The 12,320-nt window shown below is 65.3% G+C and carries 21 protein-coding genes and 1 other RNA gene; 16 read left to right on the top strand and 6 right to left on the bottom strand.

Annotated features, from left to right (window positions below; all coding sequences use genetic code 11):
- The first annotated feature begins 62 nt into the window (after positions 1 to 62).
- From smpB to BM355_RS03780, 15 genes are all read left to right on the top strand, one after another.
- Positions 63 to 569, top strand: a complete 507-nt coding sequence (smpB, locus tag BM355_RS03835) for an SsrA-binding protein SmpB (protein ID WP_091694832.1) — start codon at positions 63 to 65, stop codon at positions 567 to 569.
- Positions 570 to 687: 118 nt separating this feature from the next.
- Positions 688 to 1,058, top strand: a transfer-messenger RNA (tmRNA) gene (ssrA, locus tag BM355_RS03830).
- A 149-nt stretch (positions 1,059 to 1,207) separates the two neighbouring features.
- Complete coding sequence (locus tag BM355_RS03825) at positions 1,208 to 2,464, top strand: tyrosine-type recombinase/integrase (RefSeq protein ID WP_177227821.1); 1,257 nt, start codon at positions 1,208 to 1,210, stop codon at positions 2,462 to 2,464.
- Positions 2,461 to 2,895, top strand: a complete 435-nt coding sequence (locus tag BM355_RS03820; protein ID WP_143109410.1) for a hypothetical protein — start codon at positions 2,461 to 2,463, stop codon at positions 2,893 to 2,895. Before BM355_RS03825 ends, BM355_RS03820 begins: the two co-directional genes overlap by 4 nt.
- 135 nt (positions 2,896 to 3,030) lie before the next feature.
- The gene (locus BM355_RS03815) at positions 3,031 to 3,264 is read left to right on the top strand and encodes a helix-turn-helix domain-containing protein (RefSeq protein WP_218154299.1); all 234 of its coding nucleotides are present in this window, start codon (positions 3,031 to 3,033) and stop codon (positions 3,262 to 3,264) included.
- A 71-nt stretch (positions 3,265 to 3,335) separates the two neighbouring features.
- On the top strand, positions 3,336 to 3,554 hold the full coding sequence (locus tag BM355_RS03810; protein WP_091694821.1) for a hypothetical protein: 219 nt from the start codon (positions 3,336 to 3,338) through the stop codon (positions 3,552 to 3,554).
- Positions 3,541 to 3,837 (top strand): hypothetical protein, encoded by a 297-nt coding sequence (locus BM355_RS14075; protein ID WP_143109409.1) that lies wholly within the window; start codon positions 3,541 to 3,543, stop codon positions 3,835 to 3,837. Before BM355_RS03810 ends, BM355_RS14075 begins: the two co-directional genes overlap by 14 nt.
- Entirely contained in the window at positions 3,834 to 4,049 is a 216-nt protein-coding gene (locus BM355_RS03805) for a hypothetical protein (protein ID WP_091694816.1), read from the top strand. The genes BM355_RS14075 and BM355_RS03805 overlap by 4 nt, the downstream gene beginning before the upstream one ends.
- Positions 4,046 to 5,155 carry an ATP-binding protein gene (locus BM355_RS03800; protein WP_091694813.1) on the top strand — a complete coding sequence of 370 codons (1,110 nt, stop codon included), beginning with the start codon at positions 4,046 to 4,048 and terminating at the stop codon, positions 5,153 to 5,155. Before BM355_RS03805 ends, BM355_RS03800 begins: the two co-directional genes overlap by 4 nt.
- 125 nt (positions 5,156 to 5,280) lie before the next feature.
- Positions 5,281 to 5,454 carry a hypothetical protein gene (locus tag BM355_RS14305; RefSeq protein ID WP_177227820.1) on the top strand — a complete coding sequence of 58 codons (174 nt, stop codon included), beginning with the start codon at positions 5,281 to 5,283 and terminating at the stop codon, positions 5,452 to 5,454.
- Positions 5,451 to 5,720: a hypothetical protein gene (locus BM355_RS03795; RefSeq protein WP_091694810.1), complete on the top strand. Its 270-nt coding sequence runs from the start codon at positions 5,451 to 5,453 to the stop codon at positions 5,718 to 5,720. The genes BM355_RS14305 and BM355_RS03795 overlap by 4 nt, the downstream gene beginning before the upstream one ends.
- Positions 5,717 to 5,914 (top strand): hypothetical protein, encoded by a 198-nt coding sequence (locus BM355_RS03790; RefSeq protein WP_091694807.1) that lies wholly within the window; start codon positions 5,717 to 5,719, stop codon positions 5,912 to 5,914. The genes BM355_RS03795 and BM355_RS03790 overlap by 4 nt, the downstream gene beginning before the upstream one ends.
- Positions 5,911 to 6,726 carry a hypothetical protein gene (locus BM355_RS03785; RefSeq protein ID WP_091694803.1) on the top strand — a complete coding sequence of 272 codons (816 nt, stop codon included), beginning with the start codon at positions 5,911 to 5,913 and terminating at the stop codon, positions 6,724 to 6,726. The genes BM355_RS03790 and BM355_RS03785 overlap by 4 nt, the downstream gene beginning before the upstream one ends.
- Positions 6,727 to 6,902: 176 nt before the next feature.
- Positions 6,903 to 7,274 carry a hypothetical protein gene (locus tag BM355_RS14070; protein WP_143109408.1) on the top strand — a complete coding sequence of 124 codons (372 nt, stop codon included), beginning with the start codon at positions 6,903 to 6,905 and terminating at the stop codon, positions 7,272 to 7,274.
- 178 nt (positions 7,275 to 7,452) lie between these two features.
- On the top strand, positions 7,453 to 7,857 hold the full coding sequence (locus BM355_RS03780; protein WP_091694800.1) for a P27 family phage terminase small subunit: 405 nt from the start codon (positions 7,453 to 7,455) through the stop codon (positions 7,855 to 7,857).
- 196 nt (positions 7,858 to 8,053) lie between these two features.
- Here the strand turns inward: BM355_RS03780 and BM355_RS03775 are convergent, their stop codons facing one another.
- The gene (locus tag BM355_RS03775) at positions 8,054 to 8,410 is read right to left on the bottom strand and encodes a hypothetical protein (RefSeq protein ID WP_143109407.1); all 357 of its coding nucleotides are present in this window, start codon (positions 8,408 to 8,410) and stop codon (positions 8,054 to 8,056) included.
- 122 nt (positions 8,411 to 8,532) lie between these two features.
- Between BM355_RS03775 and BM355_RS14065 the strand changes: the two genes are divergently transcribed.
- Positions 8,533 to 9,135: a hypothetical protein gene (locus tag BM355_RS14065; RefSeq protein ID WP_143109406.1), complete on the top strand. Its 603-nt coding sequence runs from the start codon at positions 8,533 to 8,535 to the stop codon at positions 9,133 to 9,135.
- Between the two features lie 349 nt (positions 9,136 to 9,484).
- Here BM355_RS14065 and BM355_RS14060 read toward each other — a convergent pair whose 3' ends face one another.
- From BM355_RS14060 to hisN, 5 genes are all read right to left on the bottom strand, one after another.
- The gene (locus BM355_RS14060; protein WP_143109405.1) at positions 9,485 to 9,760 is read right to left on the bottom strand and encodes a hypothetical protein; all 276 of its coding nucleotides are present in this window, start codon (positions 9,758 to 9,760) and stop codon (positions 9,485 to 9,487) included.
- Between the two features lie 383 nt (positions 9,761 to 10,143).
- Positions 10,144 to 10,269 (bottom strand): hypothetical protein, encoded by a 126-nt coding sequence (locus BM355_RS14765; protein WP_281247555.1) that lies wholly within the window; start codon positions 10,267 to 10,269, stop codon positions 10,144 to 10,146.
- Positions 10,270 to 10,522: 253 nt separating this feature from the next.
- Positions 10,523 to 10,954, bottom strand: a complete 432-nt coding sequence (locus BM355_RS03770; protein ID WP_091694792.1) for a CrcB family protein — start codon at positions 10,952 to 10,954, stop codon at positions 10,523 to 10,525.
- The gene (locus BM355_RS03765; RefSeq protein ID WP_143109404.1) at positions 10,951 to 11,493 is read right to left on the bottom strand and encodes a CrcB family protein; all 543 of its coding nucleotides are present in this window, start codon (positions 11,491 to 11,493) and stop codon (positions 10,951 to 10,953) included. Before BM355_RS03765 ends, BM355_RS03770 begins: the two co-directional genes overlap by 4 nt.
- Entirely contained in the window at positions 11,490 to 12,320 is an 831-nt protein-coding gene (gene hisN / locus BM355_RS03760) for a histidinol-phosphatase (RefSeq protein ID WP_091694784.1), read from the bottom strand. The genes BM355_RS03765 and hisN overlap by 4 nt, the downstream gene beginning before the upstream one ends.

Here is a 12,320-nt window from a genome sequence, read left to right as displayed (position 1 = left end):
TAGACTGGTAGGTCTGTGTGTGCCGTCCGGCACGCGTGCACCGAGGCCCGAGAGGAGACACCATGGCCGCCAAGAAGTCAGCGGGTGCCGGCAAGAAGACCGCGTCGGACCGTCAGGTGATCGCCACCAATCGCAAGGCCCGGCACAACTACCTCATCCTGGACACCTATGAGGCCGGGATCTCCCTGATGGGCACCGAAGTGAAGTCCCTGCGTGAAGGGCATGCCTCCCTGGTGGACGGGTACGCCACGTTCTACCGGGACGAGCTGTTCCTGGAGCAGGTGTACATCCCCGAGTACCTCAACGGGTCCTGGACCAACCACGCCTCGCGGCGCCGCCGCAAGCTGCTGCTGCACCGACAGGAGCTGACCAAGATCGCCCGTCAGATCCAGGAGTCCGGCCACACCATCGTCCCCCTGCAGCTGTACTTCAAGGACGGCCGGGTCAAGGTGGAGATCGGTGTCGCCCAGGGCAAGCGCGACTATGACAAGCGGCAGGCGCTGCGCGAGAAGCAGGACAACCGCGAGGCCCAGCGGGCCATGCGGATGCGCAACCGCCGCGCGGCCTGACATGCCGCGCCGAGCCCTCGGGAATACGACGACGGCCGGCTGGGTTATACTCGATGTTCCGGACCAGGCGGTGGATCAGAGAACGCCGCAGGGGACCGGTTGATTGACAACAGAACACGGGGACGATCGGTTTCGACGATGTGAGTCGCGACAGGAGAAGCGGGCCGAGGATGCAGAGTCATCTCGTCAACGCTCTCTGCACACCAATAAGTGCCGAATCTAAGCGCACTGACTTCGCTCTCGCTGCCTGATCAGTGATCGAGTCCGTCAGCCCGGGGTTGCTATCGCCCCGGATCCTGACGTCATCTAGATAGCCACTGGCCATCACCCTCGCCGGGGGTCGTGATGGCGAGATCAATCCGGCTGGGCCTGGGTTGGCTGCCCGTCTGCGGGACAGCCAGGGCCGAGCAACACCCACAGCAGACTGCGCCCGGAGAAGACCTGGCAACACTGCATCGGACGCGGGTTCAATTCCCGCCGTCTCCACGGACTAAGCCCGGAACCCTTGTGGTTCCGGGCTTTTTCCTTGTCATTGCAGGGAAGTAGCCCGGTCCCGGTGTGTTCATGTCTGTTCAGGTGTACTCATAAAGTAGCATAGAAACAGACAGATGCTAGACAGGGGACACGCGGGGGTGAGCATGGCAAAGCCGAAGGATCTTCCTCGCGGCGTCAACCGGCAGCCAGAGGGCACGTATCGCGCCCGGATATTCATCGACGGCAAGCAGCACAGTCTCGGCTGCTTCCAGACCCTTGGAGACGCTAAGGCAGCTCTAGCAATCGCACGCGCCGACAAGGCCCGGGGCACGTTCATCTCTCCCTCGGAGAAGCGCAAGAGGCTGAAGGCATCGGCGGCGCAGTCCAAGGTGCAGGAACAGGCCGACGCGCGAACGGTTCGGCAGATGGTCGAGGCGTGGCAGGACTGGCAGGAGAAGCGCGGGCTGAAGCTCGGTTCGCGCTACACCTACGAGCGGCGACTCGAAGCGCACTTCATGCCCCAGTTCGGTGACCGCTCCATCTCCAGCGTGACCCCGGATGAGCTGGCCGACTGGATCGACGCTCTAGAGTCCAAGCTCGGTGCCAAGGGTGCCGCCCCGATTCATCTGACTGTTGCCTCACTGTTCAAGTGGGCCACTGGTGACGCGCCGGACCTGCCCCGGGGCTTCACGCCGTGGTTGCTGGCATCGCCGGTGCCCCCGCTGGCCGGTGTGCGACTGCGCCGCAACGCGGCAGCGAAGCCTGTCGAGCGCAACCGGACCCCCGCCACTGCTGAGGACATCGCCGCGCTGGCCGAGGGTATGCCGGAGGGTGAACGCCTGGCCGTGCTGCTGGCAGGCTGGTGCGGTCTGCGTCTCGGTGAAGTGCTCGGACTACGCCGCCGACACATCACCACCACCGGCAAGGGCGAGAAGATGGTCACCTGGATCAGCGTGGAAGTGCAGGTTCAGGCGCGGGGGAGTGGCCTCAGGGAGGAGACACCCAAGAGTGCCGCCGGTATTCGCACTGTGCCTGTGCCCCCGGCCATCGTCCCGGCCCTGACCGAGCACCTGAAGGACCACGCCGCCACGGGCCGCGATGGTCTGCTGTTCCACCGCCCCGGTGCGCCGTCCAAGCATCTGCACCCGAACACTCTGCGCACTCACTTCAACGCCGCCTTGGAGAACGTCAACGCTTCCCGTGGCGATGATGATGACCGCGAGCCGCTGGAGAACTTCACGTTCCACGGGTTGCGCCACACTGCCCTGACCCGTCTCGGACAGGCCGGAGCGACTACCGCCGAGCTGAAGGCCTACGCCGGTCACAGTGACGGCAAGAGTGTCGAGCGATACCAGCACGCCGAGCGCGAGCGACTGGCTGCTCTGGCCGGTGCGCTGACCACTACCGAGGGGTACGAATGAGGGATAACACCGTCGAGACACTCACTGAGGTGCTCGGAAGTATGGACGATAGGCAGGAACAGGCTGAAGCTGTTTTCGCGGCACTGCGGTCAAATGACCGCACCCGCAAGAGGGCACGGACCTTGACCTACCGCTGTCCGAACACGCGCCGCTGCGCCCTGGCCGAAGTCTATTCATCCCCCGTCGGTGTCCTGATCCATCATCCGCACTTCAAGATGTCGCCGAAGCTGAACGCGGCCACGTCGAGCGAAGAAGGACGGCGGGCGAACACGCTGGACGGCGACAGGCATTGGAAGGCCCGCACGTACTTCCTCGAAGCGGCACTGAACCTGACGCTGAGTTGTGACCACATCCATGACGCGCTGATCGACCGCGAACAGGTCACACGGGACATCAAGGCCGGGCATGCGGAGGTCATCGTCACGGCCTGAAGATCACCATGCGTCACAGGTGGTATCCTGTAGTCGTCTACTAGGCCCGCGGATGGAATCCCGGACACCGGATCTGGCACCCGGTTGAGACCCGAGAGGGGATCAATCATCGTGCCATCCGTACAGTCCTCCACCGTGGGCCATTCTCATGCCCGCGGCACTATCGAACGACAACTGACCGTCAAGGAAGTTGCGGACCTGACCGGCACGTCTGTGCCGACCGTCCGCCGCTGGATCTCACGCGGCGAGCTGCGAGCCTACTTCTACGGTGCCCGTGTCCTGCGTATCGACCCTGCCGACCTGCGCAAGATGCGCCGCGAGGTCAACCCCGCCACCTATGCGCACGTCTCCGGTGGTGGTGCTGCATGAGTGTGCTCACCGAATCCCGGACCCGCCGAGCTACGTCCGCCGGAAGCCTCACGGTTGATGACTGTGCTCAGATGCAGTCGGAGCTGTGCGGTCTGTCCAAGCGTGATGCCGTGGCCGTGGTGCAGTCCTGGATGCCGCACCTGTCTCGGTCCTGGATCGTCCGCAACTTCTCCTACGTGGTGGAGCTGGACCCGGACGCGCTGGCCGTCGTGCTGACCTATGCCGACCCCACGGGCGAGCGTGCAACCCGTCGCGCTGACCGGCGAGGGGGTGGCCGTGAACATGCCTGAGGCAAAGAAAATCCGCCCCGAGCTGGCACCCGAGGCAGATCGAAAGTCGTTGGCTGGCGACACCCTTAGTCTACCCGATGCCGTGGATATGTTGAACGGTGTTCATGTCGTCATGGTGGCCCATAAGGTCGCCGGAGAAGTCCGTTACCGCCGTCGGTTTTTCCTGTCGCTCCATGCCGCTCAGAGGGCTGTGGATAAGGCTGTGGAGCGCGGACAGGCCGCGTCGATCACCCTGTGCAAGCTTGCCCCGGTCCGTGGACTCGGGTGGGACGGTGCCGCATGAACCCCGACATCCGCAACACCATCGAGCATGAGCAGATCATCTGGCAGGACGGCTACCGCGCCGGACTGGATCAGGGCCGCACTGAGATGTCCTGCCCTCACGTTCACCCACGCATCTCCGCGTCAGCAGAACGCATGTTCTCAGGGTGGGAAGGTGCCGAAGCTGCACACCGCCGGTCGGTCGAGCGATTCAGGCAGGGGGTGAACGCATGAGTGAGCTATCACCGCTGGACCTGGAGCAGATCGAGGTCGAGCTACCTGACTTCACGATGGAGGTCTACCGCGAAGCCCAGCGCATGCGAGCACGTGCCGAGGCCCGGAAGCTGGTCGAGGCTGAGAGCCGCACGCCGGTCACCCTGCCCCCGGTTCGCACTCTGACTGAGTTCCTGTCCATCCCGGATGAACGGACTCAGTATGTGATCGAGGGACTGCTGACCGCTGGTGCCCGGGTGATCCTGGCCGCACAGTACAAGTCCGGCAAGACCACGTTGCTAGGCAACCTGATCCGCTCCCTGGTGGACGGTGACCCGTTCCTAGAGACGTTCGAGGTCCACCAGACCACGACGGTCACGCTGATCGACAACGAGCTGGATGAACGGATGCTGCGCAGCTGGCTCAGGGCACAGAACATACAGAACACCGATGCCGTGCGCCTGGTGTCTCTGCGCGGCAGTGTCGGATCGTTCGATCTGCTGGACGGCTCTGTACGCGCCCAGTGGGCCGAGGCCCTGCACAGTCCCGGAGTGGTGCTGTTCGACTGTCTGCGCCCGGTCCTGGACGCGTTGGGGCTGGATGAGAACCGCGAGGCCGGACGCTTCCTGGTGGCCTTCGATGCCTTCCTGAAGGAGTCCGAGGCGACAGAGGCCGTCGTCGTGCATCACATGGGCCACAGCGGGGAACGATCCCGGGGTGACTCACGGTTGCAGGACTGGCCCGAATCCACGTGGAAGCTGGTACGTCAGGACGCCGATGATCCATCGTCGCCCCGGTACTTCTCCGCGTTCGGTCGCAACGTCGATGAGGCCGAGCGTGCTCTGTCCTATGACGAATCCACCCGGCGACTCACGCTGACCGAGGGCAATCGGAAGCAGAGCCGAGACGCCGCGCAGACAGCCGAGCTACTTCCTCAGATCGTGGAGTACGTCGGACTGCACCCCGGGGTCTCAGGCTCAGGTCTGGAGACACTTCCCGGTGCCGTCTCAGCTATCCGCACTGCCCGACGACAGGCCGTTGCTCAGGGTCTGATCGTCGAGGTCGAGCGGCAGGGCCGAGGCGGCGGCAAGGCGTACTACCTGCCTTCAGAACCGAACCCCGTCTAACCCCGTCTAACCCCGTCGCGACGGACTACGAACCCCGTCAACCCCGTCTATAGACGGGGTTCGGGGTTCGACCTAGTTCTGCCCGAAGTCCGTCGGCTCATTCCGACCGAGAACAGGAACCATCCATGACCCCACGCACCCCACCGGCAGATGCCTTCTGGGCCGCTCTAGAGCGTCGCCACGGACTGACCCTGCCCGAACACCTACCGATCCCCGGACAGCGCACGTTGCCCGGTCTGGTGGCCGCTGACGGCACACCTGAACCTGATCTGCCGCACGAGATGCCGGAGGACGAATGACCATGCCAACCAACCCCAAGCCCAAGCGGTTCACGACCCAGCCCCGCATGTGGGAACACAACCAAGAGATCTCGCAGACCATCAACTCTGACCGCGTGGTCATCACCCGTAGCGACGGCAGCACGTTCGCCGGTGTTGGGATCTTCAGTCTCGGCAGGCCCCGGCAGATGCTCCACGTCGAGGACGCACGCCGCCTGGCCCTCCAGTTGGCGGACGCCATCGAGTCCATCCGCCTGAACCCCGACGACGCCGAGGTCTACCCGTGAGCATCCAGGACGAGTTCAAGGCCGGATTCGACAAGTGGGCCGAGTCGCTGGAGCAGAAGCGACTCGAAGCCCAGGAGCAGCAGAGGCGAGCTGCCCAGCGCAGAGTCGCCGGGATCGAACTACTAGAGCGAGCGTTCGAGCAGATGGACGCCGAGAACCACGACCGCATCACCCACCGAGAGGAAACGCCATGAGCAACATCTACTCCCGCCCCATCACCACCGACCTGAACCACATGGGCAACATCATCACCGCCTATCGGCAGGCCGGTCTGACCGCGCCGAGTCTGGGCACCGAGATTCAGCACAAGATCGACAGTGCCCCTACCGCCCGTCAGGTCGCCAACACTCTCGCTCAGGAAGCACTACAGGCCGATGACGTGGACGTCTGGCACGCCGATGCCCTGGAGCAGATTCGACAGGCACAGGCCGCAGACGCTCTGCGTAAAGAGTTCAGCGAAGTGTTCCCGTACGTGGTCCGGGCTGCCATGCCGGACTATCTGGAGCAGGCCACCCTGGATCTGAAGGCCCCGTTCGACAAGCTGGTCAAGACCTTCACCCAAGCCGTGGGCAAGCTTCCCGCCGGTGCATCTGCACTGGATGCTGAGGCGGTGATTCAGGCCGATGCTGGTGCCGCCCTGAACACCGTGCGCGAGTCCCTGGCACGGTTCAACGCCTACGCGGGAATCTTCCGAAGCTTGAACGGGAACAGCGACTATCCATCTGATCTGAACGCACTGCTGCCACTGGTGGAGCTGCCGACCCCGGTAGTGGAGCAGGTGCGCGGGGTGGGCAATGAGGTCGCCAATGAACCGCAACTGGAGCAGACCCGGGCGATTCGGAAGCTGGCCGCAGACATTCGACGCATCGGTGCTGACCTGGTGCTGATCGGTATCGCGCGCGGTGAGTACGGCAAGGCTGCGCTGAGCCTGGCAACGCCGAGCACGCTGGCCGAGCGAGTCGCCAAGGCTGGACGAGCACACGCACGAGAGCGCGTCGCCCTGTGAGTCTCTGCGCTGTCCGTCGTGGTCCACAGCGACTGCGACGGACAGCGCGGGACGCCACCGGGTCGGGGCGGGCCCACCTCCATGACGAGTACCGCCGGGGAGGGAGATTTTGATCCGTACGGATGGGGGGACTTCACCGGCCCCACGTTTTTCGACGACGACCGAGAGCTGAGACCATGACAGAGACCGCAGCACCTGACGACCTGGCAGCCGCTGGACGCAAGCTGTGGGAGAGCATCACAGCACAGATAGCACTGACGACAACAGAGGCCGCACTACTCTGCGAGGCATGCCGCGCTACCGATGAGCTGGACACCCTACGCGCCGCCGCCACCAGCTCGGAACTGATCACCACAGGATCGACCGGACAGCCCGTGGTGAATCGACTGTGGGATGAAGTGCGCAAGCACCGCGACTCAGTGGCCCGACTACTCGGTCAGCTCGGCGTCGTCGTCTACGGGGAGGGCAGCAGCTCACCGTCAGATCGACAGCGACAGGCCCGACAGCGAGCACTAGCGAACAGCGTGAAGGCCAATGGCAAGGGCTAGACGGACCTACCCGAAGCCCGGTCGAACCATCACGAGAGAGCTGCGCATGTCCCTCGCAGACCCCCTCCCAGTGCCACCGGGGCCCCTACGACTCACCACCGCCGGTGAGGTCTCTGAACAGCGCGGCCATGCTGAGCACTCCATTTCTGAACCCCGATCACTCTGCTGAGGAGCAACGATGACGACCAAACGACCGAAGATGCCTGGCGGACTGGGAGAGCGTGGAGCTGGATTCTGGCGGCGCACCGTCCGTGACTATGAACTGACTGACAGCGAGGTGCAGCTGCTGGCCGAGGCGTGCCGGACCTTGGATCAGCTGGACGCCCTGGCCCTGGCCGTGGAGACGGACGGGGCAACAGTGCGGGGAAGCATGGGCCAGACCGTCGTGCACCCCGCACTAGGGGAAGCGCGAGGACAGCGGCAGGTGCTGCACAAGCTGCTGGCGGCACTGGCACTTCCGGACCTGACCGATGAGAAAGCCGAGACACTGCCCACGCCCCGGCAGGTATCCGCTCGCAAGGCCGCTGAAGCCCGGTGGGCAGGACACGACACTGAGGCAGGTCGAAAGCGCGGGAGGGCCTGAGGATGGCCCGGATCAAGCGCAAGGCCGATAACCGCAAGGAACGGTCAGGCCGGCCTATCGTGCGCCGTCACACGGTGGGCCGGTCCTGTGCCGGTTGTCGCAAGAGATTCACCCCCGAGGACTACGCCGGCCCCTGGTGCGCCGAGTGCCTGTCCAAACGATCATCGGAGAAGAAATGAACACGGACGTTCTACCCCTAATCGCCGTCCTGATCGGTGTGCTTATCCCCGTCGCGGGGCTGGCCGCTGCCACCGTCGAACTCAATAAGAATCGCCGGTCGGATGATGCTCACGAGGAAGTATCCAAGAGCACCGCCGAACCCCAGCGAGACCACCAGAGTCGCTAGACCGGAAACGCCACCCGTAGAGAGACCGTTGAAAGCGACGAGCATTCCAACCGTGACCGCCACCCCCATCACGACTGAGAAAATGCGGAACACGTGGAAGCCGAAGCGTGTTCCGTCCCACTTCAATCGCTGCCCCGCTGCGAGTGCTCCTGCACCGACCAACAGGGGCACCGTCAGCATGTAAGCCTCTAGGGCTGCGACTGTCATCTCCACCCGTTCATCTTGCCATGACACCGCCCCGCGCACCCCGTGGCATCACCGTCACCTGAGTTGCCGGACGCTGTCGGTAGGGTGGCCGTATCCGAGAGGCGGACGCGAGAGGGTGAGTCATGAGTTACCAGCAAGGATGGCCCCCGCAGCCACACCAGCAGCCCGAGAAGCGCAAGGGTCTGAGTGCCCCGATGTTCGCCCTGACTGTCGTGGGAATCACCGCTGCTGTGGTCCTTCTGTTCGCCCTCCTGACGTCCGGTGGAGGGTCGATCTCTCCAGACCCGTCCGTTAGTCCATCAGAGACGAATCAGCAGGGCACGGCTGCTTCGTCTCCCCAAGAATCGACAGAACCGTCGGAGTCCGTCACCCCGTCGCCGTCAGTCGCGCCTGAGACCACCGCTGAAGCAGTCGAGTCGCTGGCAGGGGGTGTCGAGACCGCGCTACTAGAAGCAAACGGCGTGGATTCTTTCCGAGCACTGCAAGCGAGCAGCCCCGGATTCTGGATCGTAGAGGTCGAAGACGTTTCGTCCGGCACGGTCCGTGTTCACGTGCAGACTGAGCTGACAGACGATGAGCGGGACAGTTTCGCCCTATGGGTTATCAACATGTCGTGCATGAGTGTGGAACAGCTGGATACCGTCGTCATGCGCGATACATCCGGGATCGACTCGAACCACTACAAGCACCGCATGAGCCGGGTGTTACCTGCGTGTGAGGACTGACCACCAGGGCCATCGCGCCGGTGGTGGGGGTGGATCGCTCGAACGTGATAGGGGATCTCCAGGTGCTTCCTCCGGAAGCACCTGCCCCCACCGGCACCCCCGCACCCCTGCCCACCTCCGACACGATCACCGGCATGGACCTCGCCCAGCGGCTGGAGGCACTGGAGAAGCCGAAAGCGTTGGAGCGAAAGAGGACCGGCAAGGCAGGGCCGGACCTTGTGGTCCCGGGACCACAAGGTAACTGGGGCCACAAGTCCCGCGACATCGCCGCCGAGGCTGTGGGAACACACAAGGGTCACCGAACCGAAGCCCGGTGGCCCTGCGGTCGCATTTGAAATGCGAGCTGCGTTCAGCTGCCGAGCCGTGCGAGAACCGTCGTCAGATCAGCGATCAGTCGCCGTGCTGACTCTGGTGTGATGTCGAAGCCGCCGCGCTCGGTGCCATTGCCGTCCACGGCGAGCACGACGCCGCTCTCAGGTTCCCAGTAGGTCGATACCCGTGTGCTGTCGTCTGCGCCGACGCTAGGCCCGTCCCATTTGCTGTAGCTGACACCATCCACGAACGGATCAGGCACAGTGCGGTGAGTGGATCCTGCCGGTGCTGCCGGTGCTGCTGTGGTGGTCATCGTGATGCTCCCGTCGTGGTGGCGTTACTGGTGGTCTAGCTGGTGGCCCGGACAAGGTAGAGCGGACCCCTAGCGGGGCTGGCCTTGCTGTGGTCCCTTCATCCCTTCAAATCACCCCCGAACCCCGGCAACCATCATTCGGAGTAGCACCAGTGGCCCACCCCCGATTCGAGGGTGAGCTGTGGTGGACCCGACCGCATGGCCATTGCGGACGGTGGGACGGCGGTTCGCCCCTGAACGTTGCTATGCCTATACCGCGCCCCATTGAGTACGTCGAGGGGCAGGAACACGCGGACGGGAGGCCCGGAACCGCCCACGGGACGCGGTAAACGCCCGTGGACAGTGCCCAGCCGCCCCCGGGGGTCCGGAGGGGCTGAGAGCGGTCAGGACGGGCCGGCGATGATGGTGGGGGAGTAGACGGCGGCGAAGAGGGCCACGGTCAACAGAATGTTCGTGAGCGCATCGACCACCGGGTGACGGTGGGAGCGGGGGAGGGTAGGCTGAGGCATGTTCGACTCCTGATCGGTCGGACCACACCCCGGGCGGCGGCAACCGCGCCGGGGTCTTTAGTAGTCACCTGTCAGACAGTCTCACGCCGTGTCGAGCATTTGCCCTAGTCAGAAACGAATGGGGGATATTCCCGCCGTCTCCACGTTTCTGCCGCTGCACAGCGGTGGTGAAGGCCCTCAGACCGGCGACGGTCTGGGGGCCTTCGTCGTGCCCGTGCTGCTTCGCCGGTGCACCAGGGGCCCACCACGGATCTCAGGTGGCGAGCCCGGTCACACCGGACAGGCACCAGGCCACCAGCGCTCCTGCAACGGCGGCCGCCAGACCACCGCCCAGATGGGTGAGCCACATCCGCATCGCGGCGCCCCACTGACGGTCCAGCACCTGTTCCGCGCTGCGTACTGAGACGGTGGAGAACGTGGTCAGCGCCGTGGTGAAGCCCACCAGCACGATCAGTGCCGCTGGCAGGACCGCAGGTCCCAGGACCGATCCGCTCGCCATGACGTCCGTGGCGTGCAGTGACCCGCGCCCGAGCAGCGCCGTGGCCGCCCCTGCCAGGAACGACCCCGCCAGGTTGGCCCACAGCACGCCTCGAACAGACACGTACCAGTCCAGGAGGAAACGGGTGACGGCACCCAAGGCGCCGGCGAGAGGGACCAGCCAGAGGGCCAGCTCGGCCGCGGTCATGATCGGAGCCCTCGTTCCCTCATGCCGCCCAGGTACAGCCCGCCCAGCGCGGCCGCGCTCCCTGACAACCCCTGCACGGCAAGGGCCAGCACCGCTGTGCCGAAGATGATCAGCTGTCCTGCGGGGTCGGTGACATCGCCGTGGGGCAGGAGCACGGTCCAGACCACCAGGACCCCGGAGAGCGTGGTGAACGAGCCCAACACCCCGACGCCGAGTCCGGTGGCCAGCCACGTCGGCCGGTTCCACCGTGCGGAACGGGCGGTCAGCATGCCCAGCAGGAACGAGCCCACGAGATTGGCCACCACCAGGACCGCGGTGTCCGCCAGCGGCCGGTCCAGCGCGCCGGCAGGGGAGGCCCCCGCCAGGCTCAGCAACGTCCGGGTCGTGCCCGTGTGCAGCAGCGATCCCACCAGGCCGCCCACCGCCACGGCGAGGATGACCCGCCAGCCGGGGTGACGTCGTCGGGAAGGGGAGGAGGTGATCGAAGGAACCGGTGAGCCGGGGTGGTCCGGTGCCCCACCAGGATCGGACCGGCTCATTCGGCCGGGCGCTGACCCACCAGGTCAGGGTTCAGCCGCTCCAGGACCTCCTGGTGCAGCAGGCCGTTGCTGGCCAGGGCATTGCCGCCGAACGGGCCAGGCTCCCCCTCCAACGAGGTGAAACTACCGCCGGCCTCGGTGACGATCGGCACCAGCGCGGCCATGTCATACAGCTCCAGCTCTGGCTCGCACGCCAGATCGACCGACCCCTCGGCCACCATCATGTACGACCAGAAGTCGCCGTAGGCCCGCGTGCGCCAGACGTCTGAGGTCAGCTCGAGGAACTCGCGGATGTTGCCCCGCTCCCGCCAGCCCTCGAGGGAGGAGTAGGACAGGGAGGCGTCGGCCAGGCGGTTCACGCCGGACACCTGGAGCCGGGTGGCCGAGGCCAGGGAACGACCCGTGTAGGCACCGGTGCCACGCGCGGCCCACCAGCGGCGGTTCAGGGCCGGAGCCGAGACCACGCCGACCACCGGGACCCCTTCATCCACCAGGGAGATCAGCGTGGCCCACACCGGGACCCCGCGCACGAAGTTCTTGGTGCCGTCGATCGGGTCGATGATCCACCGGCGGGGACCGTGGCCCTCCGAGCCGAACTCCTCGCCGAGCACGGCATCCCGCGGGCGGGCCCGGGAGAGGTTGCCGCGGATGATCTCCTCGGCGGCGCGATCGGCGTCCGAGACGGGCGTCAGGTCCGGCTTGGTGTCCACCTGCAGGTCCACGGCCTTGAACCGAGCCATGGTCTGCGCGTCCACGGCATCGGCCATGATGTGGGCCAGCCGCAGATCGTCCGTGTAGTTCGGGGACGGAGCGGAGTCAGAGGTCAT

Source organism: Micrococcus terreus (genome assembly GCF_900116905.1).
Lineage (GTDB): Bacteria > Actinomycetota > Actinomycetes > Actinomycetales > Micrococcaceae > Citricoccus > Citricoccus terreus.
Note: the sequence above shows the minus strand (reverse complement) of the source record. Positions and strands in the feature narration are given on the sequence as shown.

Coding starts and splice junctions, on each gene's coding strand:
- BM355_RS03785 (WP_091694803.1), top strand. CDS start 5,911: ATGAGCAACATCTACTCCCGCCCCATCACCACCGACCTGAACCACATG.
- BM355_RS03780 (WP_091694800.1), top strand. CDS start 7,453: ATGACGACCAAACGACCGAAGATGCCTGGCGGACTGGGAGAGCGTGGA.
- BM355_RS03810 (WP_091694821.1), top strand. CDS start 3,336: ATGCAGTCGGAGCTGTGCGGTCTGTCCAAGCGTGATGCCGTGGCCGTG.
- BM355_RS03825 (WP_177227821.1), top strand. CDS start 1,208: ATGGCAAAGCCGAAGGATCTTCCTCGCGGCGTCAACCGGCAGCCAGAG.
- BM355_RS03805 (WP_091694816.1), top strand. CDS start 3,834: ATGAACCCCGACATCCGCAACACCATCGAGCATGAGCAGATCATCTGG.
- smpB (WP_091694832.1), top strand. CDS start 63: ATGGCCGCCAAGAAGTCAGCGGGTGCCGGCAAGAAGACCGCGTCGGAC.
- BM355_RS03795 (WP_091694810.1), top strand. CDS start 5,451: ATGACCATGCCAACCAACCCCAAGCCCAAGCGGTTCACGACCCAGCCC.
- BM355_RS14305 (WP_177227820.1), top strand. CDS start 5,281: ATGACCCCACGCACCCCACCGGCAGATGCCTTCTGGGCCGCTCTAGAG.
- BM355_RS14765 (WP_281247555.1), bottom strand. CDS start 10,269: ATGCCTCAGCCTACCCTCCCCCGCTCCCACCGTCACCCGGTGGTCGAT.
- BM355_RS03770 (WP_091694792.1), bottom strand. CDS start 10,954: ATGACCGCGGCCGAGCTGGCCCTCTGGCTGGTCCCTCTCGCCGGCGCC.
- BM355_RS14070 (WP_143109408.1), top strand. CDS start 6,903: ATGACAGAGACCGCAGCACCTGACGACCTGGCAGCCGCTGGACGCAAG.
- BM355_RS14060 (WP_143109405.1), bottom strand. CDS start 9,760: ATGACCACCACAGCAGCACCGGCAGCACCGGCAGGATCCACTCACCGC.
- BM355_RS03800 (WP_091694813.1), top strand. CDS start 4,046: ATGAGTGAGCTATCACCGCTGGACCTGGAGCAGATCGAGGTCGAGCTA.
- hisN (WP_091694784.1), bottom strand. CDS start 12,320: ATGACCTCTGACTCCGCTCCGTCCCCGAACTACACGGACGATCTGCGG.
- BM355_RS14065 (WP_143109406.1), top strand. CDS start 8,533: ATGAGTTACCAGCAAGGATGGCCCCCGCAGCCACACCAGCAGCCCGAG.
- BM355_RS03765 (WP_143109404.1), bottom strand. CDS start 11,493: ATGAGCCGGTCCGATCCTGGTGGGGCACCGGACCACCCCGGCTCACCG.
- BM355_RS03775 (WP_143109407.1), bottom strand. CDS start 8,410: ATGACAGTCGCAGCCCTAGAGGCTTACATGCTGACGGTGCCCCTGTTG.
- BM355_RS03820 (WP_143109410.1), top strand. CDS start 2,461: ATGAGGGATAACACCGTCGAGACACTCACTGAGGTGCTCGGAAGTATG.